Annotated in this window: 21 protein-coding genes; 4 read left to right on the forward strand and 17 right to left on the reverse strand. The window is 59.8% G+C overall.

From position 1 onward, the window contains the following. Window positions 1–149: 149 nt before the first annotated feature. Window positions 150–1,214 carry an ABC transporter substrate-binding protein gene (locus PSJE_RS06110; protein ID WP_090453959.1) on the reverse strand — a complete coding sequence of 355 codons (1,065 nt, stop codon included), beginning with the start codon at window positions 1,212–1,214 and terminating at the stop codon, window positions 150–152. Between the two features lie 361 nt (window positions 1,215–1,575). Here PSJE_RS06110 and PSJE_RS06115 point away from each other — a divergent pair, with 361 nt between their 5' ends. Beyond that, window positions 1,576–2,289 carry a UTRA domain-containing protein gene (locus tag PSJE_RS06115; RefSeq protein ID WP_057715771.1) on the forward strand — a complete coding sequence of 238 codons (714 nt, stop codon included), beginning with the start codon at window positions 1,576–1,578 and terminating at the stop codon, window positions 2,287–2,289. Window positions 2,290–2,411: 122 nt separating this feature from the next. Here the strand turns inward: PSJE_RS06115 and PSJE_RS06120 are convergent, their stop codons facing one another. From PSJE_RS06120 to minC, 7 genes are all read right to left on the reverse strand, one after another. Next, window positions 2,412–4,523 (reverse strand): mechanosensitive ion channel family protein, encoded by a 2,112-nt coding sequence (locus PSJE_RS06120; RefSeq protein ID WP_408003757.1) that lies wholly within the window; start codon window positions 4,521–4,523, stop codon window positions 2,412–2,414. A 126-nt stretch (window positions 4,524–4,649) separates the two neighbouring features. Further along, window positions 4,650–4,973 carry a hypothetical protein gene (locus tag PSJE_RS06125; RefSeq protein WP_090453963.1) on the reverse strand — a complete coding sequence of 108 codons (324 nt, stop codon included), beginning with the start codon at window positions 4,971–4,973 and terminating at the stop codon, window positions 4,650–4,652. 27 nt (window positions 4,974–5,000) lie between these two features. Then, window positions 5,001–6,290: a M18 family aminopeptidase gene (locus tag PSJE_RS06130; protein WP_090453965.1), complete on the reverse strand. Its 1,290-nt coding sequence runs from the start codon at window positions 6,288–6,290 to the stop codon at window positions 5,001–5,003. Between the two features lie 205 nt (window positions 6,291–6,495). Beyond that, the gene (locus tag PSJE_RS06135; protein ID WP_046037585.1) at window positions 6,496–7,131 is read right to left on the reverse strand and encodes an RluA family pseudouridine synthase; all 636 of its coding nucleotides are present in this window, start codon (window positions 7,129–7,131) and stop codon (window positions 6,496–6,498) included. 91 nt (window positions 7,132–7,222) lie between these two features. Continuing rightward, window positions 7,223–7,477: a cell division topological specificity factor MinE gene (minE, locus tag PSJE_RS06140; protein WP_007974947.1), complete on the reverse strand. Its 255-nt coding sequence runs from the start codon at window positions 7,475–7,477 to the stop codon at window positions 7,223–7,225. 3 nt (window positions 7,478–7,480) lie between these two features. Then, window positions 7,481–8,293 (reverse strand): septum site-determining protein MinD, encoded by an 813-nt coding sequence (gene minD / locus PSJE_RS06145; protein ID WP_090453967.1) that lies wholly within the window; start codon window positions 8,291–8,293, stop codon window positions 7,481–7,483. 202 nt (window positions 8,294–8,495) lie between these two features. Beyond that, window positions 8,496–9,233: a septum site-determining protein MinC gene (gene minC, locus PSJE_RS06150; RefSeq protein WP_090457784.1), complete on the reverse strand. Its 738-nt coding sequence runs from the start codon at window positions 9,231–9,233 to the stop codon at window positions 8,496–8,498. Between the two features lie 118 nt (window positions 9,234–9,351). Here minC and PSJE_RS06155 point away from each other — a divergent pair, with 118 nt between their 5' ends. Further along, a complete protein-coding gene (locus PSJE_RS06155; protein ID WP_090453969.1) occupies window positions 9,352–10,284 on the forward strand; it encodes a lipid A biosynthesis lauroyl acyltransferase in 933 nt (310 codons plus the stop codon). 132 nt (window positions 10,285–10,416) lie between these two features. Continuing rightward, a complete protein-coding gene (locus tag PSJE_RS06160) occupies window positions 10,417–11,589 on the forward strand; it encodes a patatin-like phospholipase family protein (RefSeq protein WP_090453970.1) in 1,173 nt (390 codons plus the stop codon). A 115-nt stretch (window positions 11,590–11,704) separates the two neighbouring features. Here the strand turns inward: PSJE_RS06160 and PSJE_RS06165 are convergent, their stop codons facing one another. From PSJE_RS06165 to puuE, 8 genes are all read right to left on the reverse strand, one after another. Then, window positions 11,705–12,490, reverse strand: coding sequence for an outer membrane protein OmpK (locus PSJE_RS06165; protein WP_090453972.1), 786 nt, complete (start codon window positions 12,488–12,490; stop codon window positions 11,705–11,707). A gap of 377 nt (window positions 12,491–12,867) precedes the next feature. Further along, window positions 12,868–13,653 carry an outer membrane protein OmpK gene (locus PSJE_RS06170; RefSeq protein WP_057715763.1) on the reverse strand — a complete coding sequence of 262 codons (786 nt, stop codon included), beginning with the start codon at window positions 13,651–13,653 and terminating at the stop codon, window positions 12,868–12,870. Between the two features lie 171 nt (window positions 13,654–13,824). Beyond that, entirely contained in the window at window positions 13,825–15,177 is a 1,353-nt protein-coding gene (locus PSJE_RS06175) for a nucleobase:cation symporter-2 family protein (protein WP_090453974.1), read from the reverse strand. Between the two features lie 163 nt (window positions 15,178–15,340). After that, entirely contained in the window at window positions 15,341–16,645 is a 1,305-nt protein-coding gene (locus PSJE_RS06180) for a urate hydroxylase PuuD (RefSeq protein ID WP_057715761.1), read from the reverse strand. A 50-nt stretch (window positions 16,646–16,695) separates the two neighbouring features. Then, window positions 16,696–17,199, reverse strand: coding sequence for an ureidoglycolate lyase (locus PSJE_RS06185; RefSeq protein WP_085723223.1), 504 nt, complete (start codon window positions 17,197–17,199; stop codon window positions 16,696–16,698). 124 nt (window positions 17,200–17,323) lie between these two features. Continuing rightward, complete coding sequence (alc, locus tag PSJE_RS06190; protein ID WP_057715760.1) at window positions 17,324–18,319, reverse strand: allantoicase; 996 nt, start codon at window positions 18,317–18,319, stop codon at window positions 17,324–17,326. A 91-nt stretch (window positions 18,320–18,410) separates the two neighbouring features. Further along, window positions 18,411–18,926, reverse strand: coding sequence for a 2-oxo-4-hydroxy-4-carboxy-5-ureidoimidazoline decarboxylase (gene uraD / locus PSJE_RS06195; protein WP_057715759.1), 516 nt, complete (start codon window positions 18,924–18,926; stop codon window positions 18,411–18,413). Further along, window positions 18,923–19,849 (reverse strand): allantoinase PuuE, encoded by a 927-nt coding sequence (gene puuE, locus PSJE_RS06200; RefSeq protein WP_057715758.1) that lies wholly within the window; start codon window positions 19,847–19,849, stop codon window positions 18,923–18,925. Before puuE ends, uraD begins: the two co-directional genes overlap by 4 nt. Window positions 19,850–20,283: 434 nt before the next feature. On the opposite strand from puuE, the gene uraH reads away from it, so the two are divergent. Continuing rightward, window positions 20,284–20,637: a hydroxyisourate hydrolase gene (gene uraH, locus PSJE_RS06210; protein ID WP_003223171.1), complete on the forward strand. Its 354-nt coding sequence runs from the start codon at window positions 20,284–20,286 to the stop codon at window positions 20,635–20,637. A 209-nt stretch (window positions 20,638–20,846) separates the two neighbouring features. Here uraH and PSJE_RS06215 read toward each other — a convergent pair whose 3' ends face one another. Then, the gene (locus PSJE_RS06215) at window positions 20,847–21,473 is read right to left on the reverse strand and encodes a LysE family translocator (RefSeq protein WP_090453978.1); all 627 of its coding nucleotides are present in this window, start codon (window positions 21,471–21,473) and stop codon (window positions 20,847–20,849) included. Between the last annotated feature and the right edge of the window lie 3 nt (window positions 21,474–21,476).

Consider the following 21,476-nt stretch of genomic DNA (forward strand, 5'->3'; position numbering starts at 1 on the left):
TCAAGTACGCAACCAATCCCTTGTGGGAGCGAGCTTGCTCGCGATGAGGGACTTCCATTCAACATCAATGCTGAATGTCAGGTCGCTATCGCGAGCAAGCTCGCTCCCACAGGGATCTCCATCAGGCCTCCCGTTGGTGGGCTACCCGCTTACTGCATATTGATGATGACTTCTTCCTGCCACTTCTGAGGAAGGGCCTTGGAAGTCTTCTCCCAGGCGTCCGCGTCCTTGATCGGCGTGACCTTCTTGTACTGCTCGTTAGGCAGCAGCTTGGCCTGCACCTCGGCTGGCAGGGTCAGGTGTTCGGCACGGATCGGACGGGCGTTGCCCTTGGCCAGGTTGATCTGGCCGGCGTCACTGAAGATGTATTCGCGGGTCAGCTTGGCCGCATTCGGGTTTTTCGCGTACTTGTTGATGATGGTGGTGTAGCCGGAGATCACCGAGCCGTCGGACGGGATCAGCACCACGTAGTCATCCGGGTTGGCCATCTTGGCCTTGTAGCTCAGGCCGTTGAAGTCCCAGACCACGCCGACTTCGATTTCGCCTTTTTCCATGGTGGCAATCGTCGGGTTGGACATCGACAGGCGACCTTGCTTGGCGATGTCGGCGAACAGCAGCAGGGCAGGCTGCAGGTTCTTCTCGTCGCCACCGTTGGCCAGTGCCGCGGCTAATACGCCGTTGGCTGCCTGGGCCGCGGTGCTCACGTCGCCGATGGAGACCTTGTATTTGCCGTCCTTGAGGTCAGCCCACTTGGTTGGCGCCTCGGAGCCATGCAGCAATTTCTTGTTGACGATGAAAGCGATGGTGCCGGTGTAGGCCAGTGCCCAGTTGCCGTCTTTGTCCTTGGCCCAGGCCGGAATCTGATCCCAGGTCGAAGGCTTGTAGGGCTGGACCACGCCTTGCTTGACCGCGATCGGGCCGAACGCTGCACCGACGTCGCCGATGTCGGCGCTGGCGTTGTCTTTTTCCGCGGCGAACTTGGCGATCTCCTGGGCCGAGCTCATGTCGGTGTCTATGTGCTTGAGGCCGTACTTGTCGCTCAGGTCTTTCCAGGTGCCGGCCCAGTTGGCCCAGTCATTGGGCATGCCAACGCTGTTGACGGCGCCTTCCGCTTTCGCAGCGGCTTCCAGGGTTTTCAGATCATCGGCCGCCATGGCGGCGGTGCACATTGCGATGGTCGAGCCTAACAGTGATGCCAGGAAAAGCTTTTTCATTCCGAAGCTCCTTGGGTCGTGTTCAACGCTGCGATTACGGTTTGTTGGTCTAGGTCAGCAATACCTGAGCCAATTTAAGGAGGCTGGATGACACTTTGATGTCGTTCGTCGCCCGGAATGACTTTTTGTTCATCGGTATCGCGACTGGCCTGCTAAGCGTAGACCATGGTCAAGGCCCCGGAAGACAAGGGACTTGGCCGATGAATTGCAAGTTGTTGAAGGCAGGGAATGGCGACCGTTGGGCGGCTTTGTCACATCTGGTTCATCTGCGCTGCCTACGCTTGCAGACTATTGAATGAGCCGGTTTACACTGCGGTTCTGCCCTGAAATGGTGCTGGTCTAGTCCAGAAAGGAAACGTTGATGCGTGAAGAGGCAACAAAAGCGGTAACAGCCATCGGCCAGGTGCTTCAGGAGCAGATCGACCATGGACTGTTGACCCCCGGCAGCAAATTGCCGGCCGAGCGCAAGCTCAGTGAATTGTTTGGCACCACACGGATCACTTTGCGTGAAGCGTTGTTGCAGTTGGAGTCCCAGGGGCAGATTTATCGCGAGGAGCGTCGCGGCTGGTTCGTCTCGCCGCCACGCCTGGCCTACAACCTCATGCAGCGTAGCCACTTTCACGCGATGGTCAGCGCCCAGGGGCGGGTGCCGTCGACCGAGGTGATTTCGGCGCGATTGCAGCCGGCGTCGGCGGCGGTGTGTGCCTGGCTGCAATTGCCGGCGCTGTCGAGCGTGATTCAGATCTGCCGTTCACGGCGGATTGACGGGCGACTGGTGTTGTATGTGGAACACTATCTGAACCCACAGTATTTCCCGGGGATTCTTGAGTTCGATCTGAATCAGTCGATTACCGAGTTGTATGCGCGGCATTACGATTTGCACTACGGGCGGGTGCGCTTCGAGATTGTACCTACGGCGTTGTCGGTGGATGCGGCGGCGGCGTTGAAAGTGTCGGTGGGTAGCCCGGGCTTGCAGATTGCCCGGGTCAACTATGACCAGCATGAACGCTTGATCGACTGCGACCTGGAGTTCTGGCGGCATGATGCGATTCATGTCGGGGTGGATGTGGTCTAACGTCCGACCTTCCTGTAGGAGCGAGCTTACTCGCGATGCTCGTTAACGATTACGCGTGTTTACTGGCTAAACGCGGCGTTCTTGAGTTCATCGTCGGAACGCCGCCCGGAGCAAGCTCGCTCCTACACGGACTGTTCTGGTGCACCACCCGCGGTAATCACCTGAATACTCATCCGCGGTGTCGCCAGATCCAGTCCGGCTTCATCCATGTGCCGCTTGAGCGACAGGTTGAACGCCCGCGAAACCTCCCACTGCTTGATCGGCGCCGTCTTGAACCGGGCGCGAAGGATCGCGTTGCCCGACTCGAAACTTTCCACCCCCTGGAACTCCAGCGGCGACCAGATATTGCGCCGCTGCAGCGGGTCGGTGCGCATTTTCTGGCCGACTTCGCGCATCAGTTTGATTGCGTTGTCGATGTCCATGTTGGCCGGCACCGCTACCCGGAAGATCGCGTAGCCGAATTCCCGGGAGTAGTTCTTGATGCTTTTGATTTCGCTGAACGGAATGGTGTGGACGATGCCGTCGATGTCCCGCAGACGCACGGTACGGATGGTCAGGCCTTCGACCGTGCCGAGGTGGCCGCCGACATCCACGTAGTCGTCAATGGCCAGGGAGTCTTCGATGATGATGAACAACCCGGTAATCAGGTCGGCTACCAGCGACTGCGCACCAAAACCGATGGCCAGACCGATCACACCGGCACCGGCCAGCAGGGGCGTGACGTTCATGCCCATGTTCGCCAGGGCAACGATCAGCGCGATGATGAAAATCGCTATGAACAACACATTGCGGATCAGCGGCATCATCGTCTGTGCGCGGGCATTGGCCAGGCCTTTGCGCGAGCGGGTCAGCGCGTGATGCACGGCGGTATCGCTGAGAATCCAGATCAGCCAGGCAAACAGCAGCGTGCCGGCGAGGCTGAACAGTTTGACGCTGACTTCATGGCCGTCGCCTTCGGTAAAGCGGATTAACGACATGCCCCAGACCCGCAGGCCGAGTTCGATAAAGGCTAGCCACACCAACAGGTGAACGATGGTGTAGAAGAAGTTTTTCAGCCGTTCCGAATACACCGCGTAGCGCCGGATGCCGCGCTGCGGTTTGAGGGCGTGGCGGCGTACCAGGCCGTTGATGACCATGCACAACACCAGCAAAACGGTGCAGATCAGCGACTGGCGCAGGGCGGTGCTGGTGTCGCCGGCGGAAATGAACGTCGCGAACAGGGAAATGGCCACCAGCACCAACGCCGGCACGTACCAGAAGGTGCCGAGAATCGACAGGGTGTCGTTGAGGGCGCGGCGGGTCAGGCGCCGGGACAGCGGCTGGTTGCGGATCAGGTGGGCGATCGGCCGGCGGAAACGCAGGATGAAGCGCCCCGTGGAGAGCGCGGCCAGGACGTTGGCGGCAGTCGCGGCGGTATGGGCCAGATGGCTGCCGAGGCTGTTGACCAGTTGCGGATCGCTCAGCGCTTCGCCAAACGCGGCGAAGCTGCCGATCAGCCATAGCGGCCGAAACGCCTGGTGCCGCAGGATGTACAAGGCGCGGTGGCGGTGTGGGCCGTCGAGCAGGGAAAAGGCAATCACGCAGATGGCCGAGAAGCAGGTGCCGACCACCAGTGCATAGGCCAGCACCATCGCCAGGCTTTTGCCCAGGGACGAGGGCAGGGCGTAGCTCATGTAGACCGTGATCATCAGGGCGATCAGCCATGGCCCGAGTTTGCGCAGCGCAAAACGCAACATGTCCAGGGCCCTGGGATGCTGCGGCAGTTCTTCGGTCAGGCCGAAACGCATCCGCACGCGGTGGCTGATCCAGATCAGGGCGGCGGCCAGCAGGCTCCAGACCATCAGGATCATGGCAAAGGCGAACAGCATGGGCAGCCATTCATTGGCCGGCAGCGCCAGCGCCACCAGTTCTTCCCTGGCCTGATCGAATTCACTGGACCAGAGCGTGAGCGGACTGTCGACGCCGGAAAATTTCTTCTCGAAATTGGCCAGGGTTCCGCCAATCAGGCCCAGTACGCCCTCTTCGGTAATCGGCTGGGCCTGTTTGGTGGTGTCGCGGAGCTTTTTCAGGTCGGCCAGCAGCTTGGAGCGTTGCTGGTCGTTCTCCAGTGACTTGATCACTTCGTCCAGAGATTGCCCCAGCGGTTCCTGTGCTTCGGGCTGCGCCTTGGCCTGGTTGTTGAGCAGGCCCGGCAGGCCGGCCGCCTGGGCAGGCGCCACTGACAGCAGCGTCATCAGGCAGACAAGGACAATACACGGGAGGGAAAAAAGACGAGCGAACACTAGGCGGTCAACCTCGCAGGGAGCGGATCGACCGAGTGTACGAGCCCGTCAAAATCAATGCGAGCCAAGGGCGAGGAATTATTCGTTGAGTTTGGCGAGGATCTTGAGAACAACGGTCGCGAGAATGGTCAGCATGCCGATCCACATGGCAAACACACCGGCATTTTTGTCGCGAAAGTTGAAGCCGACCGCCAGCAGGAGCATCCCGGCAAGAATCGGAATCAGCATGGCGTGAAAGGTAGACATCGAAATCATGGAGACGGCCTTGTCGAAGGGATACTGGAAGTCTAGGCGGCTTTTTTGCACCGTGTTGTCTGTAGGAGCGAGCTTGCTCGCGATGAACTTCAGGGCGCCGTGTTTATCCAGAAAACACGCGTAATCGTTCACGTCCATCGCGAGCATGCTCGCTCCTACAGGGTATTGCGGGGTTTACGGCAATTCGCGGCAGGCGTAGAACGCGTTCAGCACCTTGACCAGGTGCGCCAGGTCATGGCTGCCGCACAGTTCGCGGATCGAGTGCATGGCGAACGTCGGCAAGCCGATATCCACGGTGCGCACGCCCAGGTGGCTGGCGGTGATCGGGCCGATGGTCGAACCACAGCCCATGTCGCTGCGCACTACGAAGCTTTGCACCGGCACTTCTTCAGCCATGCACAGGTGACGGAAGAACCCGGCGGTTTCACTGTTGGTGGCGTAGCGCTGGTTGCTGTTGACCTTGATCACCGGGCCGGCGTTGAGTTTCGGGCCGTGGTTGGCATCGTGCTTGTCAGCGTAGTTCGGATGCACGCCGTGGGCGTTGTCAGCCGAAACCAGCAGGGATTTCTGAATGGTGCGTACGAATTCATCACCTTCAGGCAGCAAGCGACGCAAGGTTTGCTCAAGCATCGGGCCGTCGGCACCGCAGGCCGAGCAGGAACCGACTTCTTCGTGGTCGTTGCAGACCAGCACGCAGGTTTCGTCGGTGTCGGCCGTCAACAGCGCTTGCAGGCCGGCGTAGCACGACAGCAGGTTGTCCAGGCGCGCGCCAGCGATGAAGTCGCCATGCAGGCCAATGACCGCAGCGCTTTGGGTGTCGTAGAAACTCAACTCGTAATCGAGCACCACGTCGGCATTCAGGCCGTGTTCGCGGGCGAGCTGGTCGGTGAGCACCGCGCGGAAGTCCACGCGCTCGTCACCGGCAAATTGCGCGAGGATCGGCGGCAGTTCGGTCTGGGCGTTGATTGCCCAACCCATGTTGGCTTCACGGTTGAGGTGAATCGCCAGGTTCGGAATGATCGCGACCGGTGCCTTGAAGTCGATCAACTGGCTCTCGACCTTGCCATCACGACGGAAGGTTACGCGGCCCGCCAGGGACAGGTCGCGGTCGAACCACGGCGCCAGCAGCGCGCCGCCATAGACTTCAACGCCCAGTTGCCAGAAGCCCTGGCGTTGCAGTTCCGGTTGCGGCTTGACGCGTAGGCACGGGCTGTCGGTGTGGGCGCCGACCAGGCGAATGCCGCCGTGCAGCGGTGAATGGCGGCCCATCTTGATCGCGACAATCGAAGAGTCGTTGCGGGTGACGTAGTAGCGACCGTTGGTTTCGGTATTCCACGGTTCGCGCTCGTCGAGGCGTTGGTAGCCCGCCGCTTCCAGACGCTGAACAAGGCTGGCGGTGGCATGGAACGGGGTAGGGGAGGCCTTGAGGAAATCGATCAGGCCTTGGTTCAACTCTTCGCGCATAAAGTAGCTCCAGACAGCAGTGGCGCCAGTTTAACGTATTGGTCAGGGAATTGGCGGTGGCGTGCGGGTGGAGTGGCGCCCCCCCCCTGTAGGAGCGAGCTTGCTCGCGATGATCCCAAGAACGCCGCGGGGCGCCAGGCTTCCCGCGTTATCGTTGACGACCATCGCGAGCAAGCTCGCTCCTACAGGGGGGAGTGCGTTGCGTTCAGAACGGTGCCGGGCACTCGAAGCGCAGGCGTTCGCCACTTTGCGGATGGGTGAAGCTGAGCATGCTCGCGTGCAGACACAGGCGCGGCCAGGCCGCCAGCGCCTGCTCATGGGCATAGAGCCCGTCACCCAGCAGCGGATGACCAATCGAGAGCATGTGCACGCGCAACTGGTGGGAGCGGCCGGTGATCGGTGTCAGCTCAACGCGGCACCAGTCGCCGCAACGCTCCAGCACTCGCCAGAAGGTCAGTGCGTGTTTGCCGAATTCATGGTCGACCACGTGGCGCGGCTTGGTCGGCGGGTCGTAGCGCAAGGGCAGGTCGATGCTGCCGCTGTCCAGTTCCGGCTGACCCCAGCACAGGGCGGTGTAGGCCTTTTCGGTTTCGCGGTCGTGAAATTGTCGGGACAGTTCGCGATGGGTGTCCGGGTCGCGGGCCAGCAGGATGATGCCGGAAGTCTCCCAGTCCAGGCGATGGACAATTCGCGCTTCCGGGTAGCCGTTTTCCTGCAGGCGGGTAATCAGGCAGTCCTTGTTGTCGTCGGCCCGGCCAGGGACAGAGAGCAACAGGGTCGGTTTGTTCACCACCAGTACGGCGGCATCCTGATGGATGATGTGGATGTTGGACAGCGGCATTAAAACAGCCTCGTAACAAACGCCAACGGCGGCTCAGGTCCCTTGCAGTCGCGCAAGGGGCCTGAGCCGCCGTGGCTCCAGCCGGATCGACTCAGCGATCTGGCAGGGTGATATTGAGCTCCAGAATCGAGCAGCTGCCCTGGCTTTCCAGTGCGACGTGCACGTCATCGGACCCGATATTGACGTACTTGCGGATCACCTCGACCAGTTCCTTCTGCAAGGCTGGCAGGTAGTCCGGGGTACTGCGTTGGCCGCGTTCGTGCGCCACGATGATCTGTAGACGCTCTTTCGCTACCGACGCGGTGCTTTGCTTTTTGTTGGCACGAAAGAAGTCAAAAAGGTTCATTGCTTAGTTGCCTCCAAACAGGCGCTCGAAGAATCCCTTCTTCTGTACATCAAGGAATCGATGATCCACGGTCTTGCCCAGCAGGCGGTCCACGGTATCGCTGTAGGCCTGGCCGGCATCGCTCTGGTCGTCGAGAATCACCGGAACACCCTGGTTGGATGCCTTGAGCACCGCCTGGGATTCAGGGATCACGCCGAGCAGGGTCACCGAAAGGATGTCCTTGACGTCTTCTACGCCGAGCATTTCGCCTTTGCTCACACGTTCCGGGTGATAACGGGTAATCAGCAGGTGTTCCTTGATCGGGTCTTCGCCGCGTTCGGCACGACGGGACTTGCTGGCCAGCAGGCCGAGCATGCGGTCGGAGTCACGTACCGAGGAGACTTCCGGGTTGGTCACGACGATCGCTTCATCGGCGAAGTACATGGCCAGGTGGGCGCCTTTCTCGATGCCTGCCGGGGAGTCGCAGACCACGAACTCAAAGTCTTCCTTGAGTTGCATCAGGACTTTTTCCACGCCTTCGACGGTCAGCGCGTCTTTGTCGCGGGTCTGGCTGGCGGCCAGCACGTAGAGGTTTTCCAGGCGCTTGTCTTTGATCAGAGCCTGTTGCAGGTTGGCTTCGCCGTTGACCACGTTGACGAAGTCATACACCACGCGGCGCTCGCAACCCATGATCAGGTCGAGGTTGCGCAAGCCCACGTCGAAGTCGACGATCACTGTTTTGTGGCCGCGCAGAGCGAGGCCGGTACCGATAGCGGCGCTGGTGGTGGTCTTACCCACACCACCCTTGCCGGATGTAACCACGAGAATCTTGGCCAAGGTGTTTCACCCCTAAGGAAAAAGGACTTTTCAGTCCCTGAAAAACATCTCCTGAAAAACTACTGCAGTCGGACAGCCTTGGCTGGAATCCGGTTTTGAGCGGCGTTTACCCCCGGTAAACACTGCTTTCGGCCTTTTTCCTACTTCGTTTGAGCCGTTTTCGCTACGTTTTAGAGATGCTTGGAAAATGCGGCAGTATCCGTTAAAGCCGAATGATGTTCAACACGTCGCCGGACAGGCTGACCTGCACACCCGAACCCCATAGCGGGTCGCGGCGCAGATCTTCGGAAACCTTGTAATGCCCGGCGATGGAAATCAGTTCAGCACTCATTTGCTGACAGAAAATCCGCGCCTTGGTGTCGCCCTTGACGCCGGCCAACACGCGACCACGCATCGGGCCGTATACATGGATGTTGCCATCGGCGAGAAGTTCCGCCCCCGGGCTTACCGAGGAGATCACCACCAGATCGCTGCCCTGGGCATAAATCTGCTGGCCACCGCGTACCGGCGAGGTGATGATTTTCGTCGGCTTGATGGTCGGCTCGGGCGGTTTTTCCGGTTTTTTCTTCGGTTCGCCTTCGGTCAGGTCCAGTGGACGCTCCCGGGCACCGGACGGTGGCAGCACCGGCAGGTCGACCGCGATGGCGGCGGCAATGTCTTCGATGCGGCTGGCGCGGATCGCCAGGGTACGCAGGCCATGCTGGCGGCAGACGCGCATCAGCCCTGGCAGATCGACCGCGCCTCCGTTGGCCGGGAGTTTGTCCAGGGCCAGTACCAGTGGCGCGTTGCTGAAGAAGTTGGGCGCCTGGGCGACCTTGGCGGCCAGTTGCCGATCAAGGCTTTCGAGGTCGTTACGGGCCAGTTCCAGCACCGTAATGGCCAGCATGCTGCCCTTCAACTGGAACACGGGATCTTGGTCTAGCGGTTCGGTTTGGCTCATGGTCGGCATACAACGACTTGTCACTAAAAGTGCCGAGACTTATAACGAGAACGCCCGCGGGCCGCAAGCCGGGTCGAACGATGTAGAATGCGCGGCCATTGTCATTCCGGAAGCATTAATGGACCGCCCGCGTTTTCGAAAAGCATTTCTATCTCCACGTTTCTGGCCACTGTGGTGTGGCCTGGGGCTGTTGTGGCTGATCGTCCAGCTGCCGTACCCGGCACTGCTGTGGATCGGTCGCGCACTGGGCGCATTGATGTATCGCGTGGCCGGCGACAGACGGCGCATTGCCAAGCGCAATCTGGAACTGTGTTTTCCTGAAAAAACCGCCGCCGAACGCAAACGCCTGCTCAAGGAAAACTTCGCCTCCACCGGCATCGCGTTCTTTGAGATGGCGATGAGCTGGTGGTGGTCGCGCAAGCGCCTGGCAAATCTTGCTCATATCGAAGGGCTGGAGCATTTGCAGCAGGCTCAGCGTGAGGGCAAGGGCGTGATCCTGATGGCCCTGCACTTCACGACGCTGGAAATCGGCGCAGCGTTGCTCGGTCAACAGCACACCATCGACGGCATGTACCGCGAGCACAAGAATCCGCTGTTCGACTACATCCAGCGCCAGGGCCGCGAGCGGCACAACCTCGATTCGTTGGCGGTGGAACGCGAAGACGTGCGCGGCATGCTCAAACTGCTGCGCTCGGGCCGGGCGATCTGGTACGCACCGGATCAGGACTACGGCGCCAAGCAAAGCATTTTCGTGCCGCTGTTCGGCATTCAGGCCGCGACCGTCACCGCCACGAGCAAGTTTGCGCGACTGGGCAAGGCGCTGGTGGTGCCGTTCACCCAGGAACGTCTGGCGGACGGCAGCGGATATCGCCTGGTGATCCATGCGCCGCTCGAAGGCTTCCCAGGCGAAACCGAGGAGGCCGACTGCCTGCGCATCAACCAATGGATCGAAAGCGTTCTGCGCGAGCATCCCGAGCAATACCTGTGGGCCCATCGCCGCTTCAAGAGCCGCCCACCGGGCGAGCCCAAGCTGTACGCCAAACGCGTGTAGGAGCGAGCTCGCTCGCGATGGTGGCCAACGATAACGCGGGACACCTGACCCCCGCGGCGTTTTCACAACCATCGCGAGCAAGGGAACAGGTTGAAACAACGAAATCCCATCAAGCACCATGGAGAGTTGTGCATGAGTCCAGGCGAACCGGTTACAGGGTTGATTCTTTCCGGTGGCGGGGCTCGGGCGGCCTATCAGGTCGGGGTGCTGGCGGCGATTGCCGAATTGCTGCCGCCGGGGGCCCGCAATCCGTTTCCGGTGATCGTCGGCACCTCGGCGGGCGCGATCAACGCCGTCAGCCTCGCCAGCGGGGCGATGGACTTTCGTAACGCCATCGAGCGCCTGACGGCATTCTGGCAGGGCTTTCGCAGTCATCTGGTGTTGCGCAGCGACTGGCCCGGGGTGATCCGCCAGGCCAGCCGCTTTGTCAGCCACAGTTTGCTCGGCATCGGTGCCCAGGTTCCGGTGGCGCTGCTCAATAGTTCTCCGTTGCGGGATTTGCTCAACGACAAGCTGCATATGGGTGGCATCGCCGAAGCGATCGCACAGAAGCAATTGCATGCGGTGGCGGTTACCGCGTTCGGCTATGAGTCCGGCCAGGCCGTCACCTTCTATGAGGGCGGCGGCAAGATCGATGCCTGGTTGCGCCATCGGCGTATCGGTGTTCCCACCCGGTTATCCGTTGAACACCTGCTCGCCAGTTCGGCCATCCCGCTGCTGTTCGCCCCGGTGAAAATCGGCGAAGAGTATTTCGGTGATGGCGCGGTGCGTCAGTCGGCGCCGATCAGTCCGGCGTTGCATCTGGGTGCCAGTCGGGTGCTGGTGGTGGGCGTCAGTGGCAACCCCCGCGGGATTGACCCGCGACAACCCTTGTTGCGTAGCTACACCGGTCAGCAGCCGTCACTGGCGCAGATCGGCGGGCACATGCTCAACAGTACGTTCATTGACAGCCTGGAAAGCGACATCGAGCTGTTGCAGCGGCTGAACCAGTTCAGTCACCTGATGCCCGACGGTACACCCACCCGCGCTTTGGGCGTGGCGCCAGTGGACGTGTTGGTGATTTCTCCGAGCCAGCCGATCGATGAGATTGCCGCGCGTCATCGCCAGGAATTGCCGGCGGCATTGCGCCTGTTTCTGCGCGGGCCGGGGGCGACCAAGACCAGTGGGGCGGGGGTTTTGAGCTACCTGCTGTTCGAGGCGGGGTATTGCAGCGAATTGATTGAACTGGGGCGGCGGGATGCGTTGGCCAAGCGCGGGGAGTTGTGCCGGTTTCTTGGAATTGGGGAGTCTTTGGTTTCGGCTTGAGATGTAGAAGCGAGCCCGCTCGCGATGGACGAAAGGACACCGCGGGGTATCAGGACCCCAGCGTTATCGTTTACGACGATAGCGAGCGGGCTCGCTCCTACAGGAGGTTTTCAGATCAGAAGTGAACCTTGACCAGGAAGCTGGTCACGCTCTGATCGGTCTTGAAGCCCTGGCTGTCTTCGATACCGTATTTGTTTTTCCAGTAGTCATACTCGACACCGACGTACAGCTGCTTGGCACCCAGATTCAACGCCTTGCCCAGGTCGTATTTGACTTGCGGGTTGAAGTGCAGGTTGGCGTGGTACTCGCCTTTGCTGTTGACGTCGTTGTCTACCACCCAGTCCATGAAGCCATCGATCAGGACGTCCGAGCCACCCACCGGAATGGTGTAGGACCAGACCGGAGTGATCTGCCAGACATCGTCACCCGGACGGCCACCCTCGGTGTGACGATTATAGAAGTTCAACTGGAAGTAATCGAAACCAGGAATGGCCAGGTCGAAACCAGGACCGACCAGGTACGACTCGGTGTCGTCTTCGCCGAACTCATACGTCATGGCCAGCAGCACGTCCTTGATCGGGCCGAACTCCAGCTTCTGGTCAAAGATCTTGCCGAACGACAGGCGTGGCTGGAATTCGCCGTAGTGAGTGTTTTCACCCGCGAAATGGTCTTCCTTGCCGTTGTAGAAGATTTTGTCGATGAAGAAGAAGTTGTCGCCGTACTTCCAGGCATCGGCGTGTTCGAAGGTCACCGTCTGCTGGATGCGCGGGTTGACCTGGAAGTCCTTGCCATACAGATAGGTCAGGCTGTTGTTTTGCCACTGCAGCAAATCGCCGGCCATGGCCTGGCCCCCGGCCAGCATCGATCCCGCCAGCATCAGGCTAGTGCACGTACGTTTCATTCGGTTGCTCCCAAAAAGTAGGTGGTTCCACGTTATTTTTTTAAGGTCGGCGCTCTGGTGTGGCGCCTTTTTCTGTAGCGGTAAAAAATCATCCATTCGGTCAGCTTTAATGCTGTTAGCAAGAGCTGAGCCAAGGCTTTCAAAAAGCAAAAAAACTCCCGTTCGACGGCTCAAGAGCGGTCGATTGAGAGGGGTTTTGGAGTGCCTTGGTGCCTGCCAGAGCCGGGATAAGTTGGCTTTCTGGTCAGGTTTTACATCCGGGCTTTTTTTTAAACCGGATTCGGGCGGCCGCGGAGAATACTGACTCCTCGGCCAGGTCTCAAGTGCTCCGCAACGGCGCACCGACGGCAGGTTTTGGGCACGGTTGCGGAGCAGCATCAGAAGTGCACCTTTACCAGCAGGCTGGCGGTGTTTTCATTGGTGTTGAAACGGGAGCTGTCCTGGACGCCGTATTTGTCTTTCCAGTAGCTGTATTCGGTGCCGACATACACCTGTTTCTCGCGCCAGCCCAGGGCTTTGCCCAGGTCGTATTTGATCTGCGGGTTGAAGTGCAGGTTGGCGTGATAGGTGCCGCGGGCGTTCTGGTCGTTATCCACCACCCAGTCGATGTAGCCGTCGATCAACAGGTTCGAGTTGCCCAGTGGCAGGGTGTAGGACCAGGCCGGGCTGATTTGCCAGACATCATCGCCAGGGCGCGAGCCTTCGGTCTGGCGGTAATAGAAGTTCAGGGTGAAAAAGTTGAAGCCCGGTACCGCTAGGTCGAAACCGGGACCGATCAGGTAGGCCTCGGTGTCGTCTTCGCCGTTCTCGTAGGTCATGGCCAGCAGCACGTCCTTGATCGGGCCGAATTCGAAACGGCGGTCGAGGATCTTGCCGAAGGAGAGGCGTGGGCTGAACTCGCCGTAATAGGCATGAACGCCTTTGTTTCGGTCTTTCTCGCCGTTGTAGTAGGTGCTGTCGATAAACATGAAGTTGTCGCCGTACTTCCAGCGGTCGGCGTGTTCGAAGGTTATCGTCTGCTGGATCGCCGGGTTGATCGCGAAGTTCTTGCCATACAGATAGCTCAGGCTGTTGGTCTGCCACAGCAGCAGATCGCCGGCCATGGCCTGACTCGCGGCCAGCAGGCCAGCACCCAACAGCAGGTTGGTTTGTGTCCGAATCATCTGTTGCTCCCTCTTGTTTTTATTTTTGCGAGGCGCAGGCAACCCCAAACCCTGTAGGAGCGAGCTTGCTCGCGATGGTCGTCAACGATTACGCGTGTTGTCTGAATACCCGTGATGCTCTCAGGTCCATCGCGAGCGAGCTCGCTCCTACAGGAGTTGTGTCTTTACCTGTTAGTGGGCGTGGCAGTCATTGATGGCCGCGCGTTCGGCGCCACCAAGGATGTTGAACAGCAGGTTCAGCGTCAGCGCGCTGAGGGTGGCCATGGCGATGCCGCTGTGGGTGATCGGGCTCATCCACACGGGCAGGTGGGCGAAAAACTCCGGGCGTACAACCGGGATCAGGCCCATGCCGATGCTCACCGCCACCAGCAACTGGTTGCGACGGTCACCGATGTCGGCCTCCTGGAGAATCTTGATTCCGGTGGCGGCGACCATGCCGAACATCGCAATCGCTGCGCCGCCCAGTACTGCCGGAGGAATCGACGCCACCAAAAACGCGGCTTTGGGCAGCAGGCTCAAGACGATCAGCAACCCGCCGGCAACGATGGTCACCGAACGGCAACGCACGCCGGTCATCTGCACCAGGCCGATGTTCTGGGCGAAGGAGGAGTGGGTGAAGGTGTTGAAGAACCCGGCGAAGAACGAAGCGCCGGCATCGCACAACAAGCCTCGACGCAGCATCCGTGGACAGACTTCCTGGCCGGTGATCTTGCCCAGCGCCAGGAACATCCCGGTGGACTCGACGAAGATGATCACTACCACCAGACACATCGACAGGATCGGTGCCAGTTCGAATTTCGGCATGCCGAAGTGCAGCGGAGTGACGAATTGCAGCCATGGCGCCTGAGCCATGCCACTGAGGTCGACCATGCCGAGCAGGCCGCAGAGCACGTAGCCCAGGCACATGCCGATCAGCACGGAAATATTGACCCAGAAACCGCGCATGAAGCGATGCACCAGCAAAATGGTACCCAGCACCAGCGCGGCAATGGTCAGGTAAATCGGCGAACCGAATTGAGTGGCGCTGGCACCGCCGCCGGCCCAGTTCACAGCCACGGGGAACAGCGACAAACCGATCGAGGTGATGACTGTGCCGGTCACCAGCGGCGGGAAGAAGCGTACGACTTTGGACATGAACGGGGCGATGATCATGCCGAAGAACCCGGCGGCGATGGTCGCGCCGAAGATCCCTTGCAGGCCGATACCGGGCATGCCGGCCATGGCGACCATGCTGCCGACGGCGGCGAAACTGGCGCCCATCATCACCGGCATGCGAATGCCCATGGGGCCGATGCCGAGGGACTGGACGATGGTGGCGATACCCGCCACCAGCAGGTCGGCGTTGATCAGGAAGGCGATTTCTTCACGACTCAGGCCAGCGGCCTGTCCGATGATCAGCGGTACCGCGATGGCACCACCGTACATCAGCAGAACATGTTGCAAACCGACCAGGATCAGTTGCAAGAGGGGCAAACGCTGAATGGCGGGTGCGTCGGGGATGCGCGCTTCGGATAGCTCGGACATGCAACACCTCGGATCTTTTTATTCTTGTGATTTACAGCTGCAGTGCTGCTGGCAGCTGTATTCGAATCTGGTGGACCGCGTTGCGGCCAATCGCAGGCAAGCCAGCTCCCACACAGGCCATGCAAAACCTGTGGGAGCGAGCTTGCCCGCGATGCTTTAGCGATTAATTGGTCTGGGCTCCCTGCACAATCCAGGCACCGATCAGGTCACGTTCCTGCTGAGTCATCTGCGTGATGTTGCCCAGTGGCATGATCTGGCTGGTGACGGCTTGCGCCTGAATCCGCGGTGCGTTCTGGCGGATTTGCTCGGGAGTGTCCAGCATCACCCCGGCCGGGGCCGCGCTGAACAACGGGCTGGTTGGTTTGGCCGAGTGGCAAACCGTGCAACGTTCCTGAATCACGCTGTGCACCTTGTCGAAACCCGGGCCGGCATTGGATGCCTGAGCCGGAGCGGCAGCAGGTGCTTGTGCAGGTTTGGCTTCAGCAGGTTTCAAACCACCGCCCACTGCGGTTTCCGGCAGCGGCTGGTATTCGATTTTCGCTGGAGCGTTGGCCACTTCTGGGGCGCTGGACATCGGCTTCGGACCGGACACATAAGCCAGGCAGATCATGCCCACCGCTGCCACTGGCAGGGTCCAGGCAAACTTGTGGCTGTCGTGACGGGTGTTGAAGTAGTGACGCACCAACACCGCCAGTACCGCGATCCCGGCCAGGATCAACCAGTTGTACTGGCTGCCGTAGGTGCTCGGGAAGTGGTTGCTGATCATGATGAACAGCACCGGCAAGGTGAAGTAGTTGTTGTGACGCGAACGCAACAGGCCTTTGGCCGGCAGCGCCGGATCCGGCGTGCGGTTCTCGGCAATCGCCGCAACCAGTGCGCGCTGTGCCGGCATGATGATGCGGAACACGTTGCCGACCATGATGGTGCCGATGATCGCGCCGACGTGCAGGTACGCACCCCGACCGCTGAACACTTTGCTGAAGCCGTAGGCAGCGCCGATGATCAGGACGAACAGGATGAAACCCAACAGGGCAGGGCGTTTGCCCAGGGCCGAGTCGCACAGGAAGGAGTAGATGAACCAACCGATGAACAGCGAGCCGAGGCCGATGGCCACGCCTTCAGGACCGCTCAGGGTGCTGCCCGGAGCCAGCAGGTAGAGCGTCGGGTTGGAGTAGAACACCACGCACAGCAGCGCGATACCCGACATCCAGGTGAAGTAGGCTTCCCATTTGAACCAGTGCAGGTTGTCCGGCATGGTCGGTGGAGCCAGTTTGTATTTTTCCAGGTGATAGATACCGCCGCCGTGGATCGCCCACAAATCACCGGCCAGACCGCTTTTCGGATTGACCCGATTGAGGTTGTTTTCCAGCCAGACGAAGTAGAACGACGCACCGATCCAGGCCACGCCAGTAATCATGTGAACCCAGCGCACGCTCAGGTTCAGCCATTCCAACAGATGTGCTTCCACAGTCTTTACCTCTCGCCTGTCACTCTGTTGTCGAGTGATCAGACCTTCTCTTATTGGTGGGGGGCGAGGATCAAACGCTCATCCTCTTTGAAAAAATGCTCATCGCAGTTATTGCCTGTGCCACTGCGATCAACCACCAGGAAGTCATCCCGCTTTTCGATCGTCAGCACCGGGTGGTGCCAGACGCCGCGATGGTAATTAATGCCCTGCCTGCCGTTGGTGACGAAGGCGCGGACCAAGCCTGATACAGGTTCATCGCCAAGTGGCGCGACCACGATCAGAAAGGGGTTGCCGAGCAGCGGAATGAAAGCCTGGCTGCCCAGCGGATGGCGCTCCAGCATGCTGACGGTCAGCGGCATGTCCTGCGCATCGGCGCGGAAGATGCTGATGATCGCGTTGTCCTCTGGCGTGGCGGTTTCGACCACAGCCAGTTTATGGAAGCGCATGGTCGAACCGTTGTTGATCATGAAGTGATCGCTGCCGTCGGTTTCGATCACGTCACCGAAAGGGGCGAAGGCTTCTTTGGTCAGCGGTTCAATCGTCAGTGTGCGCATGCTGTTCTTATCCGAATTCTGTGTTGTTAGTTCTATCGCCATCGCGAGCAAGCTCGCTCCCACAGTGGACTGTGGCGTTCACAAAACCTGTGGGAGCGAGCTTGCTCGCGATTGGTCCCACCGCTTATTTAGCGACCTTGCCCAGTACACGCAGGCGGCTCACACCACCATCCGGGAACACGTTCAGGCGGATGTGGGTGATCGGGCCCAGTGCCTTGATCTGCTCGGCGAAGGTGTGCTCGGCGTGCATTTCCAGCTTCTGGCTTGGCAGCAGTTCGCGCCAGAACAGCGACTGGGTTTCGATCTGGCTGTCGGTACCGCCCTTCACGAACGCGCCCTGGATCGAGCAGCTGTCCGGGTAGTTGCCCTTGAAGTGCAGGGTGTCGACGATGACTTTCTCGACTTCGCCGGCATGACCCAGCGCGACGATGACCCAGTCATTGCCCGGAGTACGACGACGCGCGGTTTCCCAGCCATCGCCCATGTTGATGCCACGGCCCGGGTTGAGGATGTTGCTCATGCGACCGAAGTGTTCATCGGAGCAGGCGAGGGCGCGACCACCGTTAAGGGCCGCAGCCAGGTCGACTTGCTCGTTGTCGCCGGTAGCCGACCAGTCACGGAACGGCACGCCGTACACGCGCAGACGGGCCACGCCGCCATCCGGGTAGATGTTGAAGCGCAGGTGGCTGAAGGCCTGGTCGTTGTTGATTTCGTGGTAGTGGTGGCTGTTGCCTTGCAGCTCGACGGCCGACAGCACTTCAACCCACTGGGTGTTTTCGTTCGGCTCGCCTTCGGTCAGGAAGCAGGCTTCCAGGGACGCCGATGGCGGGAAGTTGCCGGTGAAGAATGAAGTGTCGATGTCGACGCCCTTGATCGAACCCGGTACGCCCAGGCGGATCACTGCGCTGTCGAAGCCTTCGAAGCGCTTGCGGCGCGATTCCCAGCCGTCCATCCACTTGCCGTTGTCATCGAACACGCCCTCCTTCCATACGGCCGGGGTCGGTTGGAACAGACGGTTGGCGTCTGCGAACCAGTCATCGGTGACCGAGATGATTTTGGTGCCCAGGCGGGCATCGGCCAGGTTGACGAACTTCTCGAAAGGTACGGCGTAAGCTTTCATTCTTCTTGTCTGCCTTTAAATAAGTGGCTTGGGATACTTGCCAGGCCCCCGGGCGGTTTCGGCGTTCTTGAATCCGCTGGGGCCAGGCTTGCTATAGGGTCAGTAATCGGAACAGGGCGATCTTGTTGATCTCCGCCAGCGCGCACTTGAACTCGGTGTCGACCGGGTTGTGGATGCGCGTTTCGAACGCTGCGAGGATCTGATGCCGGTTGCTGCCTTTTACCGCCATGATGAAGGGAAACTTGAACTTGGCTTTGTAGGCGTCGTTCAGCTCGGTGAAGCGAGAAAACTCTTCGGCCGTGCATTGGTGAATACCGGCGCCAGCCTGTTCATTGGTGCTGGCTTCGGTAAGTTGGCCCTGGACGGCGGCTTTGCCGGCCAGGTCCGGGTGAGCGTTGATCAATGCCAGCTGACTGGTGTGATCGGCGCTCAACAGGATGTCGCTCATGCGCTGGTGCAGGGTTTCGATCTCATCGATCGAGGCATCCTGGCCCAGGTCGTAGGCCTTCTCGGCCACCCATGGCGAATGTTCGTAGATGTCGGCGAAAGCGGCGACGAAGGCGTCGCGGCTCAGGGCCGAAGGTTTGACGGTTTGAAAGGTGCTCATTTGGCAGCCCCTGTGTACGGGTGGGTTTCTTGCCAGTGACGCGCGATGTCGACGCGACGGCTGAACCACACCTGTTCATGACTTTTAGCGTATTCGATAAAGCGCTTGAGCGAAGCTAGACGCGCCGGACGGCCGATCAAGCGGCAGTGCAGGCCGATCGACAGCATCTTCGGAGCCTCGGCGCCTTCGGCGTAGAGCACGTCGAACGCATCTTTCAGGTATTCGAAGAAGTCGTCGCCCTTGTTGAAACCCTGGACCTGGGTGAAGCGCATGTCGTTGGTGTCCAGGGTGTACGGGATCACCAGGTGCGGCTTGCCGGTCGGGTTGTTCGGTTCCCAGTAGGGCAGGTCGTCGTCGTAGGTGTCGCAGTCGTAGAGGAAACCACCTTCTTCCATCACCAGGCGACGGGTGTTTGGACCCGTGCGGCCGGTGTACCAGCCCAGCGGGCGAGTGCCTGTGATTTCGGTAAGGATGCGGATCGCTTCGAGCATGTGCTCGCGTTCCTGGGCTTCGTCCATGTACTGGTAGTCGATCCAGCGATAGCCATGGCTGCAGATCTCGTGGCCGGCATCGACCATGGCGCGGATCACGTCCGGGTGACGCTGGGCGGCCATGGCCACGGCGAAGATGGTCAGTGGAATGTCGAATTCCTTGAACAGCTTCAGGATCCGCCACACGCCGGCACGGCTGCCATATTCGTAGAGGGATTCCATGCTCATGTTGCGCGCGCCTTGCAGCGGCTGGGCTGAAACCATCTCCGAGAGGAACGCTTCGGATTCTTTGTCGCCGTGCAGGATGTTGCGCTCGCCGCCTTCTTCGTAATTGAGTACGAACGACAGGGCAATACGGGCATTGCCCGGCCAGTGGGGGTGAGGAGGGTTACTGCCGTAACCGACCAGGTCGCGTGGGTAGTCAGCGCTCACTGCAGGCTTCCTTCTTATTCGATGATGACGGTTGGTGTGACGCAGCTGAAAATGGGATGGCGGGCTTGCGTCACAGCGATGGGCTGATTGTATACAACTTTATATTCACTTTGTAAGCCTGATTTTTCGCATTTTTCACCGACTGTCATCTTTTACTGCTATTGGCGTGAGCCTGCAAGAAATCTGCCTGACTGGTCAATTATTGATTGAAGGGTTCATAGATGGTGCGGTTTAGCGGGAAATCGGCGGTAAATATGCAGATGGCGGACGTCATACGAAAAATGTCGTTTTTATTGTGTACAATTTTTTTGAAAAGTGTCTTAATCAGTCGCTCGCCGCAGCTTTTCGTGCTCCGAATCGGTGCGGTCTCCTTTTCAACTGACTTCGGGAGGCGCGAAGTCTGACTGCTCCACGCAGGCAGGCGCGCAGAATCAATGGGACGTTTGACTACACACGTTTTGGACGCAGCACACGGTTGCCCGGGCAGCTCGATCAAGGTCGAGTTGTACCGCGTTGAAGGATCGCACCTGGAATTGGTCGCCAGCGCGATAACCAACAGCGATGGCCGTGTCGATGCACCGCTGCTGCAAGGCGATGACTACCGCACCGGGGTCTATCAGGTTCAGTTTCATGCCGGCGATTACTACCGCGCCCGTGGCGTTCAGCTGCCGGAGCCTGCATTCCTTGATGTGGTGGTGCTGCGTTTTGGCATCTCCGCCGAGCAGGATCACTACCATGTGCCGTTGTTGATTTCGCCTTACAGCTACTCCACCTATCGCGGCAGCTGATCCCCCAGGCAGCTGCTGCAACCTGGAAGCGACTGCGCATATAGCTTCTTTGGTCTTTCGCCCGCTCACACTGCGGGCTTTTTTTCGTCTTCTGTAGGAGCAGCCGGTCGACGCTCGATTGCTCGCGATGGAGGCCCAGACAACGCGGGCATTCAGATGGCCCGCGTCATCGTTAACGTCCATCGCGAGCAAGCTCGCTCCTACAACTGTTATCGGCTCAACAACGATGCAGCCCCCGCACCACTGAACAACCCCGCACTCACCCGATTGAACCAGCTCTGTCCCTTGCCGCTGCGCAGATACCGTGCCGCACCATGGGCGCCGAGGCCGTAGGCCAATTTGCACAACAGGTCGAGCACGGTCCAGGTCACGATCATCACCAGCAGTTGTGGGAGGAACGGCTGTTCGGCACTCAAGAACTGCGGCAGGAAAGCGGCGAAGAACAGGATGTCTTTCGGGTTGCTTGCGCCCAGCATGAACGCACGCCCGAACAGTGCGCGAAAGCGTGGCACCGGCGCGGCCTGTGGCACTTCAGCGCCATGGGAAGGCAGGCGCGATTGCTGCCAGCTCTGCCAGGCGAGGTAGAACAGGTAAAGGGCGCCAAGAATCTTCAGGGCACTGAACAGCTGTTCCGACGCCAGCAACAACGCCCCCAGACCCAGCGCCGAAGCACTCAGCAGACAGATCGATGCCGACACGCCGCCGAGAAAGGCCGGGTAAGAGCGGCGCAGGCCGTAATTCAGACTGTTGCTGATCATCAGCAACGACAGCGGCCCCGGGATCAGGATCACTATCAGCGCAGCGCCGCTGAACAGCAGCCAGGTTTCCAGACTCATCAC

Source organism: Pseudomonas jessenii (assembly GCF_002236115.1).
GTDB lineage: Bacteria > Pseudomonadota > Gammaproteobacteria > Pseudomonadales > Pseudomonadaceae > Aquipseudomonas > Aquipseudomonas jessenii.